At 63.6% G+C, this 13,831-nt stretch carries 11 protein-coding genes; 6 read left to right on the top strand and 5 right to left on the bottom strand.

The features are described from left to right. Positions 1–837 (bottom strand): IclR family transcriptional regulator, encoded by an 837-nt coding sequence (locus tag B0G62_RS11130; RefSeq protein WP_227473253.1) that lies wholly within the window; start codon positions 835–837, stop codon positions 1–3. A 129-nt stretch (positions 838–966) separates the two neighbouring features. On the opposite strand from B0G62_RS11130, the gene B0G62_RS11125 reads away from it, so the two are divergent. Together B0G62_RS11125 and B0G62_RS11120 are read left to right on the top strand one after the other, a co-directional pair. Further along, positions 967–3,330, top strand: coding sequence for a cytochrome P450/oxidoreductase (locus B0G62_RS11125; RefSeq protein ID WP_103704241.1), 2,364 nt, complete (start codon positions 967–969; stop codon positions 3,328–3,330). Positions 3,331–3,370: 40 nt separating this feature from the next. Next, on the top strand, positions 3,371–4,741 hold the full coding sequence (locus B0G62_RS11120; RefSeq protein ID WP_103704240.1) for an MFS transporter: 1,371 nt from the start codon (positions 3,371–3,373) through the stop codon (positions 4,739–4,741). 98 nt (positions 4,742–4,839) lie between these two features. On the opposite strand, the gene B0G62_RS11115 is transcribed toward B0G62_RS11120, so the two are convergent. Together B0G62_RS11115 and B0G62_RS11110 are read right to left on the bottom strand one after the other, a co-directional pair. Continuing rightward, a complete protein-coding gene (locus B0G62_RS11115; protein ID WP_146055252.1) occupies positions 4,840–5,175 on the bottom strand; it encodes a hypothetical protein in 336 nt (111 codons plus the stop codon). A gap of 218 nt (positions 5,176–5,393) precedes the next feature. Next, positions 5,394–7,712, bottom strand: a complete 2,319-nt coding sequence (locus B0G62_RS11110; protein ID WP_103704238.1) for a sigma-54-dependent transcriptional regulator — start codon at positions 7,710–7,712, stop codon at positions 5,394–5,396. Between the two features lie 249 nt (positions 7,713–7,961). Between B0G62_RS11110 and B0G62_RS11105 the strand changes: the two genes are divergently transcribed. Next, positions 7,962–8,408 (top strand): GNAT family N-acetyltransferase, encoded by a 447-nt coding sequence (locus B0G62_RS11105; RefSeq protein WP_103704237.1) that lies wholly within the window; start codon positions 7,962–7,964, stop codon positions 8,406–8,408. A 255-nt stretch (positions 8,409–8,663) separates the two neighbouring features. On the opposite strand, the gene B0G62_RS11095 is transcribed toward B0G62_RS11105, so the two are convergent. Then, on the bottom strand, positions 8,664–9,434 hold the full coding sequence (locus B0G62_RS11095) for an alpha/beta hydrolase (RefSeq protein ID WP_103704235.1): 771 nt from the start codon (positions 9,432–9,434) through the stop codon (positions 8,664–8,666). Between the two features lie 168 nt (positions 9,435–9,602). On the opposite strand from B0G62_RS11095, the gene B0G62_RS11090 reads away from it, so the two are divergent. The 3 genes from B0G62_RS11090 to B0G62_RS11080 all read left to right on the top strand — a co-directional run bounded on the left by B0G62_RS11090 (position 9,603) and on the right by B0G62_RS11080 (position 13,505). Further along, complete coding sequence (locus tag B0G62_RS11090; protein ID WP_103704423.1) at positions 9,603–10,253, top strand: TetR/AcrR family transcriptional regulator; 651 nt, start codon at positions 9,603–9,605, stop codon at positions 10,251–10,253. Positions 10,254–10,641: 388 nt separating this feature from the next. Further along, on the top strand, positions 10,642–11,544 hold the full coding sequence (locus tag B0G62_RS11085) for an AraC family transcriptional regulator (RefSeq protein WP_244193187.1): 903 nt from the start codon (positions 10,642–10,644) through the stop codon (positions 11,542–11,544). A gap of 251 nt (positions 11,545–11,795) precedes the next feature. Continuing rightward, positions 11,796–13,505 (top strand): Na+/H+ antiporter, encoded by a 1,710-nt coding sequence (locus B0G62_RS11080; protein WP_244193186.1) that lies wholly within the window; start codon positions 11,796–11,798, stop codon positions 13,503–13,505. Here B0G62_RS11080 and B0G62_RS11075 read toward each other — a convergent pair. Then, a complete protein-coding gene (locus B0G62_RS11075; RefSeq protein ID WP_103704233.1) occupies positions 13,494–13,805 on the bottom strand; it encodes a putative quinol monooxygenase in 312 nt (103 codons plus the stop codon). The genes B0G62_RS11080 and B0G62_RS11075 overlap by 12 nt on opposite strands. Positions 13,806–13,831 lie beyond the last annotated feature (26 nt).

Raw genomic sequence — 13,831 nt, 5'->3', positions numbered from 1 at the left:
TCAGGCGGCCGGTGCGGCGTAGCCAAGCAGCGTGCTTGCGGCAGCCGCTTCGCCGCGCACCGCCTGGCCAATCGCGCCGTCGGGCGACGGGTCGAACCCGCCTGTCGCGCCGAGCGCCGTGAGTACTGCGCAAATCTTGCCGCTGTGATCGAAGAGCGGGGCGGACACGGCGCTAATACCCTTTAGATAGGTATCCTTGATACTGGCGCAACCGCGCGCCTGTACTTCGCGACGCAGCGCACCGACCGGGTCGTGCACATCCAGCGCTTCGAGCAGCGCACGCAGGTCGGGCGCTGCATGGGCGAATTCCTCCTGCGCCATCGCCAGCGTGCGGCGGTCGTCGAGCAGGCCGAGAAATACCCGGCCTGTGGACGACCAGAGCAGCGACATCACCGATCCCACCCGCGCATTCACCGTGACGGGCAGGCCCGATTCTTCAAAGCGCACGATGGTCGGCCCCTTGTTGCCCATCACCGCGACGAACGACGTCACCTCCAGCGATTCGCGCAAGCGTGCGAGCGCTGGTTCGGCCACGCGCACGGGATCGGCCTGGCGCATCGCCGCCACGCCGATCATCATCGCCTCGGTGCCGAGGCGGTACTGTTGCGTCGCGCTGTCCTGCGCGACCAGTCCTTCCTCGATCAGACTCACCAGATAGCGATGCACTTTCGCGGGACTTTCGCTCACGTGGGCGGCCAGGCCCGAAAGACTCGCGCGGCCACCGAGTCGCGCCAGCCCCTTGAGCACGGCCATGCCGGTTTGCGCGGACTGCACGCGCTGCCGGCGCTCGCGTGTGGCAACGGCTTCGGACGCTGTCCCTGATATCTCTTTTTTCATACGACGATTCTAGAAGAGCGGCTACGCCACCCGTATGTCTCAGTGTTTCGAGGTTAACCCCTATCTCTGAATTACGCAATGCGTACTAGAGTTACGCAAATCGAAATGCTTCAGGCAGGAGACGGCACGATGAGCGAGACAGCTTCCCAACCCACGGGCGCGACGGCGGGGCGCTGTCCCTTTTCGCACGCGGCGCCCGCAACCGCGCAAGCGGAGTTAAAACACCCGGAGCGTTGCCCGGTTAGCGCGAACGCGGCGGCCTTCGATCCGTTCAGCGACGGCTACCAGCAGGACCCGCCCGATTACGTGCGTTGGGCGCGTGAGCAGGAGCCGGTGTTCTACAGCCCGAAACTGGGCTATTGGGTCGTCACGCGCTACGACGACATCAAGGCAATCTTTCGCGACAACCTCACGTTTTCGCCTTCCATCGCGCTCGAAAAAATCACGCCCACCGGGCCTGAGGCCAACGCCGTGCTCGAGTCCTATGGCTACGCGATGAACCGTACGCTCGTGAACGAGGACGAACCCGCGCACATGCCGCGCCGCCGCGTGCTGATGGAGCCGTTCACGCCTGAGCATCTCAAGCACCACGAACCCATGGTGCGCCGTCTCACGCGTGAATACGTTGACCGCTTTATCGACGATGGCCGCGCGGATCTCGTCGATCAGATGCTCTGGGAAGTGCCGCTCACGGTGGCGCTCCATTTCCTCGGCGTGCCCGAAGAAGATATGGATCTGCTGCGCCAGTATTCGATTGCGCATACGGTCAACACGTGGGGACGTCCGCGTCCCGAAGAGCAGGTCGCGGTGGCGCATGCGGTGGGCAACTTCTGGCAGTTCGCGGGCAAGGTGCTCGACAAGATGCGCCAGAACCCCGACGGCCCCGGCTGGATGCAGTACGGCATTCGCAGGCAGAAAGAACACCCCGACGTCGTCACCGATTCGTATCTGCATTCGATGATGATGGCCGGCATCGTGGCGGCGCACGAAACCACGGCGAACGCCACGGCCAATGCGATGAAGCTGCTGCTTCAGCATCCGCACGCATGGCGCGAACTCTGCGAAGACCCGAGCCTGATTCCGAACGCGGTGGAAGAATGCCTGCGTCACAACGGTTCTGTCGCCGCGTGGCGACGGCTGGCGACGAAGGACGTGCGCATCGGCGGCGTCGATATTGCGGCGGGCGCGAAACTGCTGATCGTGACCTCGTCGGCCAATCACGACGAGCGCCATTTCGCGGATGCCGATCTCTTCGATATTCGCCGCGACAACGCGAGCGATCACGTGACGTTCGGCTATGGCTCGCATCAGTGCATGGGCAAGAACCTCGCGCGCATGGAGATGCAGATCTTCCTGGAGGAATTCACGCGCCGCCTGCCGCATATGCGCCTCGCGGAGCAATCCTTCTCCTATGTGCCGAATACATCGTTTCGGGGTCCGGAACATCTATGGGTCGAGTGGGACCCCGCGCAAAATCCGGAGCGCGCGCAATCCGCGCTGCTCGACGCGCATGTGCCGGTGCGTATCGGCGAGCCGTCCTCGCACGCCTTGAGCCGACCCGTGGTGGTGGAGCGGGTGGAGGCGGTCGCCGACGGCATCGTGCGCCTGCGCCTCGCCGCGCCCGAAGGCGGCACGCTGCCGCGCTGGGCGCCGGGGGCCCATATCGATGTCGAATGCGGAGAAACGGGGCTGTCGCGTCAATACTCGCTGTGCGGCGATCCTGCCGATGCGGGTGCGTTCGAAATCGCCGTGCTGCGCGAATCCGCGAGCCGGGGCGGTTCCGCGTGGGTGCATGACACGTTGCGCGCAGGCATGAGGCTGAAAATCCGTGGACCGCGCAATCACTTCCGGCTCGACGAGGAAGGGCGCCGCGCGATCTTTATCGCGGGCGGCATCGGCATCACGCCGATCAGCGCAATGGCGCGCCGCGCGCGCGAACTCGGTATCGATTACGAACTGCACTATAGCGGCCGCTCGCGCGCGACGATGGCCTTCATCGACGAACTCGCGCAACAGCACGGCGAGCGGCTGTATCTGTATGTTTCCGACGAAGGCACGCGCAACGATCTGGACGCGCTACAGGTGGATGCGCATACGCGTGTTTATGCCTGCGGGCCTGCACGCCTGCTCGACGCATTGCAGGCCGCAAGCGAGGCGTGGCCCGAGGACGCGCTGCGCGTCGAGCATTTCGCGGCGAGCGTGGGCCAGCTCGATCCCGCCAACGAACACGCCTTCGAAGTCGAACTCAAGGACTCGGGCCTCGTGCTCACCGTCGCGCCGGACCAGACCGTGCTCGATGCACTGCGCCGCGCCAATATCGACGTACAAAGCGATTGCGAGGAAGGCCTGTGCGGTTCGTGCGAGGTGCGCGTGCTGGCGGGCCAGATCGATCATCGCGACGTAGTGCTCACACGTGCGGAGCGCGAGACGCAGTCGCGCATGATGACCTGTTGTTCGCGCGCGAAAGGCGCGCGCCTGGTGCTCGAACTGTAGAGCGCGGATTGAGACGATTTTCATATCGGTTGGAGCAGGCATGAGCAGAAACGTGGAAGTAACGGCGACAATCGACGCGAGTCGCTTCGGGCCGTATCAGTTGCTGGTGGTGGTGCTGTGCGCGTTGTGCCTCGTGATGGACGGCTTCGACGTCCAGGCGATGGGTTATGTCGCGCCGGTCGTCATCCACGAATGGGGCATCGCGAAGGAAACGCTCGCCCCCGTGTTCGGGGCGGGTCTCTTCGGCATGCTGGTGGGCTCGCTCACGTTCAGCACGGTGGCCGACAGGATCGGGCGGCGTCCCGTGCTGATCGGCGCGACGTTGTTTTTTTCGGCCTGCATGATCGCCACGGGTTTCGCGCACAGCATCGGCGAACTGGTGTTCTGGCGCTTCGTGGCGGGGTTGGGCCTTGGCTGCATCATGCCGAACGCGATGGCGCTCGCGGGCGAGTACAGCCCGCGCCGCATCCGCGTGACGCTGATGATGATCGTCTCGTGCGGCTTCACGCTCGGCGGCGTGGTGGGCGGCCTGATTACCGCCGCGCTGATTCCGGCCTTCGGCTGGCGCGCGGTGTTCTTCGTGGGCGGCGCGATTCCGCTCGCGATGGGTGTGCTGATGTGGCTCGCGTTGCCCGAGTCGATCCAGTTCCTGCTGTTTCGCCGCAATTCAGGCGCCGATGAGACGACCCGACGCGTGCGCAGCCAACTCGCGCGCGTCGCGCCCGGCCTCGCGCTGCCCGCCGATGCCGTTTTCACGAGCGCCGAGACACGCTCGCGCGGCGTGCCCTTCATCGAACTCTTCAAGGAAGGCCGCGCACGCGTGACCGTGCTGCTGTGGATCGTGAATTTCGCGAACCTGCTCGATATGTATTTCCTCTCGAACTGGCTGCCGACGGTGATTCGCGAGGCGGGTTACTCGACGCAGACCGCCGTGCTCGCGGGCACGGTGCTGTGGGGCGGCGGGGTGATCGGCACGCTGCTGCTCGGGCGTCTGATCGATCTCGCGGGCTTCACGCGCGTGCTGGCCACCACCTTCGTGATCGCCATCGCGGCGACGGCGGCGATCGGCAATCCCGCTGTGATGGTGTCGGTGGCCGCGATGTTCCTCGCTATCTTCCTGACGGGCTTTTCGATCATCGGCGGCCAGCCTGCACTCAATGCGCTCGCCGCGACCTACTATCCGACCGCGCTGCGCTCGACGGGGATCGGCTGGAGTCTGGGCATCGGCCGCATCGGCTCGGTGGTCGGCCCTGTGCTGGGCGGCGCGTTGATGCATCTGCACTGGTCGTCGGCGTCGCTGTTCGCGGCGGCGGCAGTGCCGGCCTGCGTGTCGCTCGCGGGGATCGTCGCGATTCATCGCGCGAATGCGCGCGCCGCCGGAGCGCCTCAAGCCGCGCCGCAGGCGGAGTGAAGCGAAGACGGCTTAAGCGCCGGCTTTCGGCCCGTACTTCACACGTCGGCTGGTTGATGAGGAGGCGCCGCCCAACGCTTCGGCAGAAAGGGTGCCGTTCAAGCGTCCTTGAGTCGATCCAGCAAATGCCGAAGTCGTCGCGCCTGGGCCGGCACGATCTGCGGAGTGGACGCCATTCGCTGGACGCGATCGAGCCAGTAGCGTTGACCGAACACGGCGATGTTGCCGTCGATGGCAATCGCAAACTCAAGGTGCGCGATGGCGCCATCGAGATTTTTCGCCGTGTAGGCGCTTTCTCCTTGTGCGCCGGTTTGGGCGTCTTGCCGTGCCATCACGCGCTTCGCATTTTGATTGGCGCGCTTCGAAGGCTGAACGGTTTCTTGTTCTATGTCGATTATCATTATTTTTGCCTTACGGTCGGATAACTGCGCCATGCTCGCGAATGGTCTATTGCGTGGCGACCCCATTGTGATTTCGGTGCGGGCGAAGTTGGCCTTTTTCGCGGTCCCGAATACCGAAGGGTGAGCAACAATCGCACCAGCGCGCAACGGCGCTGTGCCAGTGGGATAGCGCGGCGCGTGACAGAGCGGCGCAGGACGATTCCGTCCGCGAAAAAGGCAGGTAGTGGACGATTTCGACCACTCGACGTAACTCAGCGGCCCGCGACGAGTCCCTGGGTGTCCGGGTCGGCAGAAGCTTCGTGGCGCAGTTCGGCTAGCAAGGCGATGGCGTCTGCAATGCGGCCAGTCGATTCGGCCGATTGCTCCCGCACGCCGCGAGCGAGCGTGTCGATCGCTTCGGCGCGGCGGCCTGTGGAGCGCAGGAGGTCGGCGAGATAGCGCGCGGCATCCACGCGCGCGGGCACTGAACCGAGCGCGAGCGCCGTTGAAAGGGCGGTGCGCAATCCCTGCTCGGCAGACGTCAGATCTCCGAGCGCCCACTGCGCCCGCGCGCGGGTTACCAGCAGTTCACCAAGATGGGCGCGCTCCTGGCGGGCGAGCGTTTCGTCGACCGCGCCGGCCAGCATCGCTTCGCATTCCTGGGCGCGGCCGGATCGCAGCAGCAGTTCGCCGTGCTGCCACATCTTGAAGGAATGGAATAGCGCGCCGCCGTTGCAGACCATGTGGTTGTCGTAGCCGTCGAGCATGAGGACTTCGGCTTCCGCGTTCAAGCCTTGCGCGCTGAGATGGACGCCGCGGAGTATCTGGCCCATGCCGCGATAAAACGCAAAGCCATTGGCGATCGACACCGACTCCAGCTCGCTCGCGAGCGGCCCGCGCCGCGCCCGATCGTCGAAAAGACAAGCCAGCCACGCCGCGCCCTGCAGATTGACGACGTGCGCCAACGCGTGCGTACCCGGCTCGCCGGCGCGCAGGATCAGCATTTCCATCGCGCGTCGGGCCTGCGCGAACTCGCCGATCTGGTAGGCCGCCAAGCCTTCGAACGTCAACGCAAGGCTCGCCAGATCGATTCCCTGCGAGCCCGTGCGCACATCGTCTCTCGTCACGCCGAGCAGATTGCCTCGCGCGAGGCAGGCGAGGGCTTCTTCGCTGTCGCCGAGCCAGTAGAGCGTGTTGGTCATGGCGACGTGCGCCTCGTCGAGCGACACGCGGTCCCCGCTGTTCTGGGCGCGCTGCAGCATCTCCTGTGCGCTCGCGCGCGCCTGCTTGAGTTGGAGCGTCGTCAACTGGGTCGTCCAGACGCCGAACTGGATCGCCGCGATTTCGCCAGGCTCGCAAATCCCGACGCCAATCTCGAGCGCGGCCGCGTAGCAGGCCGTGGCTTCTGCATACAGCCAGCCGTGCACGCTGCGCAGGCTCATGCCGAGCAGCCGGTAGGCGTCGAACTGTGCGCGGCGCGTGGCAGCCTCGTCACGGCTGGTTTTCAGCACGTCGACGCAACGTCTCAAATGAGGAATGGCCTCGGCGAAGCGCGCTGCATCGATCAGCGCACTCGCATGTTCAAGGCTCTTGTGGGCTTCGCGGTGGTGCTCCTCGCGCGACTTCAGGCGGCGTTCGACGGTCTTGCGCCCAACGCCTAGCAAAGCGGCGGCAGCGCTCTTGTTTCCCGCGCTGCGTTCCAGCGCGCGATCGACGAGAAGGTCTTCGGCGGCGGCGAGTTTGTCGCGTCCCTCGAGTTGCAGCAGCATGTCCGCGAGCGCCGCGCGCGAAACCGATCCGGCTGTTTCGCTGTGGAGAAACGGCTCGAGTGTGTCTTCATCGATCAGCGGCTTTTCGGCGAGGACGCTCAACTGGCTGATCAGGTTGCGCAATTGACGGATATGACCCGGCCAGGTATGTCGGCCGAGCCGCCGCAAGGCGGCAGGCGAAAACTCGATGCGGCGCTCCTGCTGGGAGGCGAAGTGGGCGGCGAGCGCCGGGATGTCTTCGACACGCTGGTTAAGCCCAGGCACGCCCAGCACGAATACCGCGAGCCGGTAAAACAGGTCCTCGCGAAATAGCCCCTGGTGTGCCAGTTCGCGCAGATCCCGGTGAGTCGAGGCGACCACGCGTCCCTCGAAACGCACGTTCGACGAGGCGCCGATCGGGCGGAACGCCCGCGTTTCGAGTGCACGCAGCAGCTTGGGTTGCAGCGCGAGCGGCAACTCGCCGATTTCGTCGAGCAGCAGCGTGCCTTTGCCGACCTGCTGCAAAAGCCCCGGACGACTCTCGCCGGCGCCGGTGAACGCGCCTTTGACGTGCCCGAACAGTTCTGCCTCGACGAGATGTTCGGGAATCGCACCGCAATTCACGTCAACGAACGGTTGATCGTGGCGCAGGCTGCGCGTGTGTACGCGGCGCGCGACCAGTTCCTTGCCCGATCCGGTTGGCCCGATGATGAGCAGGGCGTGATCGGTGGGCGCGACCCGATCGATCATCCTGACCAGTTGACGAAACGCGGGTGCCTCGCCAATGAACGCGTCGTAATCCGCTTGTGCTCCGGTAAGGGGAACGAAGGGAAAAGTATTCATCGCCTCAGGGGCTCCCGATAGACGCGTGGCATTGTGATTGTTCCAGCGACCGCGATCCTGAAGAAGCGCTGGATCACCGCATTATCCCAACACTTTTCCTGGCTGTTCATGTTCTTGACGAGCGTTGCTGGGCCTCGCACTCGCTGGCTCCAGAATCCGGGTGCGTTGTGGCTCTTTTGCGCATGGAGGCCGCTGTTTTATAGTCGCGCTTATTCATTCCACCGCGATTCTTTCGGCGTACTCGACCTCATGCAAATCCGAACATACGAACCTGGCGATCTCGCCGAAATGATCCGGCTTTTCGATGACTATCGCGTCTTTTATGAGCAGCCTTCCAACCTCGAACTCGCCAGACGTTTTATCATCGCACGCGCGCACGGCAAGGATTCGGTGATTTTCGTCGCGCAGAGCGACGAGAACCGCCTGGCCGGTTTCTGTCAGTTGTACTCCTCGTTCTGCTCCGTAGCCGCAGCGCCTATCTATGTGCTGTATGACCTGTACGTCTCGCCGGAAAACCGGCGCAATGGCATCGCGAGGCGCCTGCTCGAAGTCGCCGCAGCGCACGCGAAGCGCGACGGAAAGGTGCGCATGGACCTCACCACGGCGAAAGATAATCTCAAGGCACAGGCGCTATATGAATCGCTCGGCTGGCAGCGCGACGAAATATTCTATACGTACAACCTGCCAATTAATTAAATATCAACTGAATGCCTCTAAAGAATTAAGGCTGGCTGCATAAGTCAGTCTGGATATTTTCGATTTACTCATGAAAATGCAGACATTTTCAAGAGCGTCGCCTACTTCAATGCTGAGGCGGTGAACGGTGCTCTCGATCCTGGTATGGCCGGGCAACAGTTGCGCCGCTCCAGGATTTGTCGTTCGCCGGCAAATCAATGGTGGCTCAAGCCGCCTCGACCCCTATTGCAGCCGAGGGCGGCGCGTCACGCTTCTTCATTCCTTGCTGGACTGCGCTGCGGCTTGCTCGATCAGCTTCGCGACTTCGGCCGGATGAGACATGTAGGCCACGTGGCTTGAGTTGATCTCGACCGTCTTGCTGCCGGCGCGCTGGGTCATGAAGCGTTCCAGATCCGGGTTGATCGCGCGGTCCGCCGTCGCTACGACAGCCCAGCTCGGCTTGGTTCTCCAGGCAGCGTGTGTGATTGGCACGCCGAACGATTGCGCGGCCGGCGTCACCTGCGAAATAGCCATGAAGCGGGTTTCGCTGGCGGGCAAGTCGGCGGCGAAATCCTCGTGGAAACTAGCCGGATCGATGTACAGGTGACCGTCGGCGGTGGCCTTGATCGCCTTGGTTGCCGGCGGCGTCTTTTTGGTCAGATCGAGCGGCGACTCTCCCGTGTCAGGCTGGAAGGCGGCCACATAGACGAGACCCGCGACCTTGTCGTCATTGCCGGCCTCGGTCACGACCGCGCCACCGTAGCTGTGCCCGACAAGGATGCTCGGGCCGTCCTGTGCATCGACGACCCGGGTGGTCGCCTTCACATCGTCGTCAAACGAGGTTTCCGGCTCCTGCACTACGGAGACCTTATAGCCGTCACGCGTGAGGATCTTCGACACGGCCTGCCAGCCGGATCCATCGGCGAAGTAACCGTGCACAAGGACGATGTTCTTGACCGGCGCGGCCGTGGCGGCCTGCGAGCCGAGAGCGGCGGCGGAAAGGGCAACAGCGGCGGCGATGCGGGTGACGTATGAGGAAAGCTTCATTTTCATGCTCCAGAGGATAAGGGACCGAGAACTCGACAGGGCATTCCCTGTTCGATGTAGCCATCCTACTAGTAGGATGGCTTAGATGCAAGAAAATCTTTGCGACTGGAAATTGCTGCCCACCACGCATAAACTGTCGGATATTCAACCGACTAGATGGTAGGCAAAATGACGGCAAGTGGCGAACTGACGGCAGACAGGATCATTGCAGCGGGGCGGCAACTCATCATGCGTCGCGGCTATAGCGGGTTCAGCTACGCGGACGTCTCGGAAGCGATCGACATCCGTAAGGCGAGCATTCACCACCACTTTCCCGCCAAGACCGATCTCGTGGTCGCCGTGTTGAACGCGTGGCGGGACGCGTTTGAGGCCGATGTGGCTTCACTTGAGGCGAGCGGTGCCGACGCCATTGCGCAGTTGCGCGCCTACATCGGCCATTGGGAGCGCTGCATTGCGGACGACACGGCGCCGTTCTGCGTAGCGGGTATGCTGGCTGCCGAACTCCCTTCGCTGCCGGAGGACGTGGCGCAAGCGGTGAAGGCGTTCTTCGAAAACCTGACTGCGTGGCTTGAGCGGGTGCTTGAAGCGGGCGTGAAAAGCGACCTCATCGAACTGCGTTCGTCGGTTCAAACTGAGGCGGCAACGCTCGTGTCGCTGGTCTACGGCGCCATGCTTGCTGCCCGGGTTCATGGCAACGTCGCGGCATTCAAGGATGTCGCCGAGGGCGCTGTGGAAAGACTGGTGAAGGTGGCGGGTTCTACCCAGACAGCCGGGATCAAACATCGTGCTAAACGTGGCGTCAACGTCTCGACGAACTAGGTTGCTACGGTCGCCGGTACCGGGATCGACCTCCCCGCCTCGCGGTCTTTACGCCAGCCGCTAGGTCGGGACACTGTCCTGACATAATCCGGCGATGCGCGATTTAACGGTGGTCAGCGAGCGAACGTAACGCGATCACGTGTGCCACAATCTGGACTCTGAATCGCCGTCGGTAACCCGATTACGGTGGATCTAAATGGGTCGCGATTTGTCACGAGCTTCGGACTACCCAGCATCGCAGGACCAGAATCCTGATGCATTCGTGCGAACCGGTGCTGGAAGGCTTCCACGGCCAGGCGATGGCGCCGCGCTACAAGGCGGGGCGACGGGTGTGCCCGTAGTCCCTTCTTCGCGGCGCACGAAACTGATTACGATCGACGAGATTCTCGTGGCACGGCCGCAACGGCCGGTTGCCACCACTCGCGGGCGCGGCTGGGGCGGCGTGACGCTCGATCTTCATCGCCCCTATTTCAACTGCGCTGAAAGCCACGCAGGCCTCGATCATCACCTCGTCTGCTATTGCCCGTCCGGCAGCGCCCGCCTGGTTCAGCGCCGCGCGGGCTTCGTGCATACGGGCCTGATCACAGGTGGCATGTCTTACATCATGCCTGCTGGCTATGAATCAACGTGGGAGGGCGATTCGGGGCTGTCCGCGCGGTTGCGCATTCCCACCGCGCTGGTCGATCAGGCGGCGCAGCAACTCGGCGGTTCAAACGGCCACGTGGAAATCCGTAACGTGTTCCAGGTGCGCGACCCCGTGATAGAGCACATCGCGCAGGCCCTGCTCGCGGAACTGGACAGGAAGGTGCATCCCGTTCAGGTGTTGATCGTCGATTCGATGTGCACGGCGCTCGCGGCGCACATGCTGCGAAGCTACAACGCCCTCGACGTGGTGGAGTCCCCGCAGGAGCGCTCGCTCAGCCGTCTTGAAGTCACGCGCTTGACGGAATATGTCGAAGACAACCTTGACCGGACGATCAGTCTTGAAGAGCTGGGGGCGCTCGTCAATGTGAGCCGGTTTCACTTCAGCCGGCTATTCAAGCGCTGCGTCGGCATCACCGCGATCAGTTTTGTCGAACAATGCCGGATTCGTCGCGCACAATCGCTGATCACTGAGACCGATCTGCCGCTTGCGGAGATCGCGTTGACGGTGGGCTTTGCGGATCAGAGCCATTTTACGCGCCGGTTTCACCGTCACGTCGGATGCACCCCGGCAGTCTTCGCGCGCGAGCAGGGGCGCAGGCGTTCCAGTCTGCGACTAATGATGCCGTCTGGTAACGACCGGCCATAGCGATTGCCGCATTGCCGCCCCGACGGGGCCGTGGGTTCCACGATTTCCGCGTGATACTCGCGCGTCCGGGTGTTTCGTAAAGGTGACAATCGCACGTCCGCTCGACGATACCGGCACCGTGATGCAATGAATTGAATTCCTTTGCTCGAATTGGTTGATTCTTGCGCATTTCGACAATCCCGCTTTTTCCTCAATTACGCCAGGATATGATCGGGATTCCTTCGTTTACCTGAAAGCGTGTGCTCGGGCCGATGGCCTGCGAATCCGCCGGCGACGATCGCGCGCGCGAATGGCTGCAGGGGTTGATCCTGGAAACGATAACGATCACCGTCGTCCTGCTCGCATGTGTAATTGCGAGCAGCATCGTCAAGCGTGCCGCCAGGATCCCGCTGCCGGTCGCTGTCGTCCAGATTGCCATAGGCGCGCTAGTCTTCCAGGCGTTCGGCTTTCGCGTTTCGCTTTCCCCCGACGTTTTCCTGCTGTTGTTCGTCGCGCCGTTGCTCTTCCTCGACGGCTGGCGAATCTCGAAGGCGGGACTCTTGCGCGACAGGTGGACGATCGGCGCTTTCGCTCTCGGACTCGTTGTTGTTACGGTTCTTGGGGCCGGTTTCTTCATTCATTGGCTGATCCCGGTCATGCCGCTGCCGGTCGCGTTTGCGCTCGCGGCGACGCTCTCGCCGACCGATGCGGTCGCCGTGTCGGCCATCGCCGAGCGCGTGCCCGTGCCCGCGCGGCTCATGCATGTCCTCGAAGGCGAGGCGCTGCTCAACGACGCATCGGGTCTCGTTTGTCTGCGCTTTGCCATTGCGGCCGCGACCACGGGCGCTTTCTCGATCGCCGCCGCGGGCGGCACGTTCCTGTGGCTGGTGGCGGGCGGCGTGGCTTCGGGCGCCGTCGTGACACTCGTCGCCAACGCGGCGAAGGACTGGACGGCGCGCCAGTTCGGCGAGGATACCGGCGCGCAGATCCTGATCAGCCTGCTGCTGCCATTTGGCGCGTACGTTGTGGCCGACCGGCTCGGCGCCTCCGGGATTCTGGCGGCCGCGACGGCAGGCATCGTGATGAGCTACGAAGAACTGGCGGGAAGGGCATTGGCTGGCACGCGCATTCGCCGCGCGGCCGTCTGGGACGCGCTGCAGTTTGCAGGCAACGGCGTGATTTTCGTGCTGCTTGGCCAGCAGTTGACCAGCGTGATCGACCAGGCCGGGCAAGCGTTGCGTCAGACCGGCAGGCATGACGGGTCCTGGCTGCTCGTCTACGTCATCGCCATCAGTTGCGCACTGCTGTTGATCCGGGCTTTGTGGAGCTGGGCGGCTTTCCGCCTGATCCTGTCCGGGGCAGGAAAGCACGGCGCCACGACCGGTTCCTCGCACTGGCGCGTGATCGCGGCGACGACACTGGCAGGCGTGCGCGGTGCGGTCTCGCTGTCCGGCGTCATGACGCTGCCATTGTTCCTCGAAAGTGGTGCGTCGTTCCCGACCCGCGACCTGGCCATTCTGCTTGCCGCCGGCGTGATCGTCGTGACACTGATTTCGGCGAACATTGGGTTGCCGTGGGTGCTGAGCGGGCTGCGGATGCCATCGGGCACACGCGAACAACGTCAGGAGGACGAAGCGCGATGCGCCACTGCGCGAGCGGCGATCGCGGCCGTCGAGCGTGCCGTCCAGGCGACCGGGAAGAACGCGGACGACGCCGACCTGTTTGCACAAGCCGGCGCGCGGCTCATCGCACACTATCGCGAGCAGATCGAACTGCGTTGTCATACGGGAGTGGGCGCGCAACGCGGCCTGCAGATCGACGACGTCGAACGCAAGCTGCGCCTGCTCGCCCTCGCTGCCGAGCGCGAGGAGTTATACCGGATCGCCGGGGCGGGCCATCTGGAAGAGGGCCGCGTCCGCGATCTGGTGCACGAAGTGGATCTGCAGGAGTCGCGTTTCAGTGTGCGTGGCTCACGAAACTGACGGCGGCGTTTTCATGCCGAGCACGTCGAGCATTTCGATGACCGGCGGGGCGGCCAGCAGCTCTCCCGCGTGCGCCATGAGCGCCTGTCCGATGGGGCCGTTCAGGTGCGCGTTGCGGTCGGCTTCGCTGGCGAACGCGTCGAAGATGCCAAACGTCGAAGGCGACAGTCGCAAGGCAAACCATATCGGCGTGGTCGTTTCGCGGTTGGCCATGTCGAGCGCGGTCGCGAGAAACGCGGCGACTGCCTCTTCCTTGCCGGGCCTGGCTTCGAGTCTTGCCAGCAGTGCATATTCAATCATCTTCGTTCTCCGGTTTATCGTGGGAC

Source organism: Paraburkholderia eburnea (assembly GCF_002917095.1).
In the GTDB taxonomy this organism is placed as follows: Bacteria; Pseudomonadota; Gammaproteobacteria; order Burkholderiales; family Burkholderiaceae; genus Paraburkholderia; species Paraburkholderia eburnea.
The sequence above is the reverse complement of the archived record's forward strand: the minus strand, read 5'-3'. Positions and strand labels throughout refer to the sequence as shown.

Excerpts from the sequence above, each read along its gene's own strand:
- B0G62_RS11125 (WP_103704241.1), top strand. The coding sequence starts at position 967 with ATGAGCGAGACAGCTTCCCAACCCACGGGCGCGACGGCGGGGCGCTGT.
- B0G62_RS11110 (WP_103704238.1), bottom strand. The coding sequence starts at position 7,712 with ATGAATACTTTTCCCTTCGTTCCCCTTACCGGAGCACAAGCGGATTAC.
- B0G62_RS11105 (WP_103704237.1), top strand. The coding sequence starts at position 7,962 with ATGCAAATCCGAACATACGAACCTGGCGATCTCGCCGAAATGATCCGG.
- B0G62_RS11130 (WP_227473253.1), bottom strand. The coding sequence starts at position 837 with ATGAAAAAAGAGATATCAGGGACAGCGTCCGAAGCCGTTGCCACACGC.
- B0G62_RS11115 (WP_146055252.1), bottom strand. The coding sequence starts at position 5,175 with ATGGCGCAGTTATCCGACCGTAAGGCAAAAATAATGATAATCGACATA.
- B0G62_RS11075 (WP_103704233.1), bottom strand. The coding sequence starts at position 13,805 with ATGATTGAATATGCACTGCTGGCAAGACTCGAAGCCAGGCCCGGCAAG.
- B0G62_RS11090 (WP_103704423.1), top strand. The coding sequence starts at position 9,603 with ATGACGGCAAGTGGCGAACTGACGGCAGACAGGATCATTGCAGCGGGG.
- B0G62_RS11120 (WP_103704240.1), top strand. The coding sequence starts at position 3,371 with ATGAGCAGAAACGTGGAAGTAACGGCGACAATCGACGCGAGTCGCTTC.
- B0G62_RS11095 (WP_103704235.1), bottom strand. The coding sequence starts at position 9,434 with ATGAAGCTTTCCTCATACGTCACCCGCATCGCCGCCGCTGTTGCCCTT.
- B0G62_RS11080 (WP_244193186.1), top strand. The coding sequence starts at position 11,796 with ATGGCCTGCGAATCCGCCGGCGACGATCGCGCGCGCGAATGGCTGCAG.